1 protein-coding gene is annotated in these 257 nt (G+C 52.1%); it reads right to left on the bottom strand.

Going from position 1 to position 257, the window contains the following annotated elements:
• A partial coding sequence (locus tag JUJ53_RS24065) for a VCBS domain-containing protein (protein WP_204154599.1) occupies nt 1–257 on the bottom strand: 257 nt, incomplete at both ends.

Raw genomic sequence — 257 nt, 5'->3', positions numbered from 1 at the left:
GTGGCATTGATGTCAAAGAAGGCTTGGTCATTGCCGCCGCTGAGGGTATAGGAGAGTCCATTGCCTTCACTGTTGGTATCGTCAGTAGATTGAACGTCAATGACGGCGGTGGTGTTTTCTGCAACATCGACAGCAGCGGTGCTGACAATGCTGGGCGCTTCATTGACATTCGTGACGGTAATGGTGAGCAGTTGCGCGGTACTCAGCCCCCCAGCATCCGTAACAGTTACTTCAACGGCATAGGTATTGTTGCTTCC

The sequence above is a fragment of the Leptolyngbya sp. CCY15150 genome (assembly GCF_016888135.1).
GTDB lineage: Bacteria > Cyanobacteriota > Cyanobacteriia > RECH01 > RECH01 > RECH01.
This window is presented reverse-complemented; position numbering and strand designations above follow the sequence as displayed.